Origin of the sequence: Streptomyces milbemycinicus (genome assembly GCF_002154605.1) — a bacterium.
In the GTDB taxonomy this organism is placed as follows: domain Bacteria; phylum Actinomycetota; class Actinomycetes; order Streptomycetales; family Streptomycetaceae; genus Streptomyces; species Streptomyces milbemycinicus.
Genome location: NZ_MUNE01000989.1, coordinates 1 through 2,721, shown reverse-complemented (window position 1 = coordinate 2,721; position 2,721 = coordinate 1). Strand labels below are relative to the sequence as shown.

Genomic DNA, 2,721 nt, shown 5'->3' with positions numbered 1-2,721 from the left:
CGTTCATCTGCGAGGCGGTGCGCTCCGGTATCAACACCGTGCCGGTCGGGCAGGGCGAGGCGGCCCGCAGCCTGGGCATGAACTTCCCGCAGACGCTCGGCTCGGTGGTGCTGCCGCAGGCGTTCCGTACCGTCATCCCGCCCATCGGCTCGACCCTGATCGCGCTCGCCAAGAACTCGGCCATCGCCGGTTCGTTCAGCGTCACCGAACTGCTCGGCACCTACAAACCGCTCAACGAGCGCGGCTACAGCATCATCTGGACCTTCGTCTGGATCGCCCTCGGCTATCTGATCATCACGCTCGCCATCAGCGCGCTGTTCCATGTGCTGGAGCGCCGCTGGGGAGTGCCCCGATGACCACCACCAGCGCCCTCTACGACATCCCCGGCCCGCACGCCCGGGCCCGCCACCGCGCCTACGGCATCCTCGCCGCCGTCGTCCTGCTGCTTCTGCTCGGCTGGATCGTCTATGCGCTCATCGACACCGGCCAGTTCGCGGCCGAGAAGTGGCGGCCCTTCGAGTACAAGGGCATCCAGCTCCTGCTGCTGCGCGGCCTCGGCAACACGCTCAAGGCATTCGCCCTCGCCGCGGCCCTCTCCCTCGCCCTCGGCGCGGTCCTCGCGGCCGGTCGGCTGTCCGACCACGGCCCGGTGCGCTGGGTCGCCACGATCGTGGTGGAGTTCTTCCGCGCGATGCCCGTGCTGGTGATGATCTTCTTCATTTTCGTGGCGCTCAAGGTGCAGCCACTGCCCGCGCTCGTGGCCGGACTGACCCTCTACAACGGCTCGGTGCTCGCCGAGGTGTTCCGTGCGGGCGTCAATTCCGTCGAGCGCGGGCAGCGCGAGGCGGCGTACTCGCTCGGTCTGCGCAAAACGCAGGTCATGGCGTATGTGCTGGTGCCGCAGGGGGTACGGGCGATGCTTCCGGCCATCATCAGCCAGCTGGTGGTGGCCCTGAAGGACACCTCGCTCGGCTTTCTCATCACCTACGAGGAGTTTCTGCACGCCGGCAAGCTCATCGCAGGCAATCTCGACTACGGCCTTCCGTTCATCCCGGTCGTCATGGTCATCTCCCCGGTCTACATCGGGATGTGCATGCTGCTGTCGTGGTTCGCCAACTGGGTCGCCAAGCGGGAGCGGCGCAGCGTGAAGACCGAGGCGGTGCGGGTGGCCCCGGCCGAGCCCGCCACGATGCTCCCGGGCGACACCAGGACATGACGAGAGTGGGTCAGTCCCGGACCGGGACCGAGAGGTACGACGGGTCGGCCTTCGGCGAGGAGAAGGTGAGGTGTGCCCCGTCCGGGTTGTGCTCGATGTACAGCGGGTCGACGGTGTCGACGACCAGCGCGAGGCGGTGTCCGGCCGGGACGTCGTACGCCGTCGAGAACAGGTCGAGGTCGACGGCGAAGGGCGTACCGGGCGTGCGGTCGTGGAAGGTGACGGGGGCGTTGGTGATGAGCTTGCCGACGCCGAGCGCGTCCACGTCGTAGAGGTAGGCCACGGCGGTGCCGCTGGACTTGTCGCCGGTGACGGTGGTGTGCAGCCGCACCGTGCCGCGGATGCGCTGCGCCGTGCCGTAGCGGTCGGTCTGCCAGACGGCGGCGCGCTCGCGCGACAGCAGCGGGACCGAGACCAGCGGCGGGATCTTCAGGAACTGGTCGAGTGCGCCGGTCAGCAGCACGGTGCCCGCGTTGGCGCCGGAGTCGGCATTCGCGGTGATCTGCCGGGTCTCGCCGAGGTCGACCCTGCGCTGCGTGGAGGGGACGGCCGACCAGCTGGGATAGCCTTCGTAGCCGTCTGCCGTACGGGACTTGAGCTGGACCGGCCGCTCCTGGTCGATGCCGTTGCGCTCGCCCTTGACGTAGCGGTCGAGCCAGCGCCTGGCGTCGTTCCAGGTGTCGTTGGGCAGGCCGAGCAGCCCGGTGAGCTCGCCGGTGGCGTGGTCGCCCGGCCGGAACTCCAGGCGCTTGGGGCCGGTCAGCTTCTCGTAGAAGCCGGCGTAGGTGTTGGGCGGGAAGATGGAGTCGCCCCAGGCGTTGGCCAGCATGATCGCCGCGCCGTTGGCGTTGATCCGGTCGAGGTAGGTGGCGGCGGAGCGCTTCTTGCCCCACTCGACGATGTCCTTCTCCTTGGCGAGGTCCGAGCCGAGGAAGTCCTGGAAGATCTGGCGGAGTTCGGCGCTGGGGCGGCCGAGCAGTTCACCGGAGCCGCTGAGCAGGGCGGCGGCCTGGGCGTGCTGGGTGCGGCCGCTGTAGATGGAGCCGACCAGATCCGCCCAGCCGCTCATCGCGGCCACGGCCTTGATCCGCTTGTCGAAGCCGGAGGCGAGCAGGCTGATCCCGGCGCCGTACGACACCCCGGCCATGCCGATCCGGTCGGGGTCGGCGGGGGTGTTGGCCAGCGCCCAGTCGATGACCTTGGAGGCGTCGGCGACGTCGGGCGGGCCGGCGGTCTCGATCTCCCCGCCGGACTGCCAGAAGCCGCGGACGTTGTAGCTGACCACGACATAGCCGGAGTCGGCCAGCTTCTGGGCCTGGGCGAGATATTCGGCCTGGGGCAGGGCCCAGCTGGTGGGCAGGACGACGAGCGGAAGGCGCTGCGAGCCGTCTGCGCCGCGCGGGGTGACGACGTTGGCGGCCAGCGTGGCGCCGCCGTCGCCGGGGATGTCGACGAACCGTACGGAGGAGTCCGCGGCCTGGGCGGCGGTCGGCAGCGGGGCCAGG

Annotated in this window: 3 protein-coding genes; 2 read left to right on the top strand and 1 reads right to left on the bottom strand. The window is 69.7% G+C overall.

The window, feature by feature from the left end:
• Positions 1–356, top strand: a 356-nt coding sequence (locus CCN51_RS50035; RefSeq protein ID WP_245881862.1) for an ABC transporter permease subunit, incomplete at its 5' end; no start/stop codon positions are given.
• Positions 353–1,216: an amino acid ABC transporter permease gene (locus tag CCN51_RS50030; RefSeq protein ID WP_014175495.1), complete on the top strand. Its 864-nt coding sequence runs from the start codon at positions 353–355 to the stop codon at positions 1,214–1,216. The genes CCN51_RS50035 and CCN51_RS50030, both read left to right, overlap by 4 nt.
• Positions 1,217–1,226: 10 nt before the next feature.
• Here the strand turns inward: CCN51_RS50030 and CCN51_RS50025 are convergent, their stop codons facing one another.
• Positions 1,227–2,720 carry an alpha/beta fold hydrolase gene (locus CCN51_RS50025; RefSeq protein ID WP_086861154.1) on the bottom strand — a complete coding sequence of 498 codons (1,494 nt, stop codon included), beginning with the start codon at positions 2,718–2,720 and terminating at the stop codon, positions 1,227–1,229.
• Between the last annotated feature and the right edge of the window lies 1 nt (position 2,721).

Bases quoted from the DNA above. Each gene is read 5' to 3' on its own strand.
- CCN51_RS50030 (WP_014175495.1), top strand. From the start codon at position 353: ATGACCACCACCAGCGCCCTCTACGACATCCCCGGCCCGCACGCCCGG.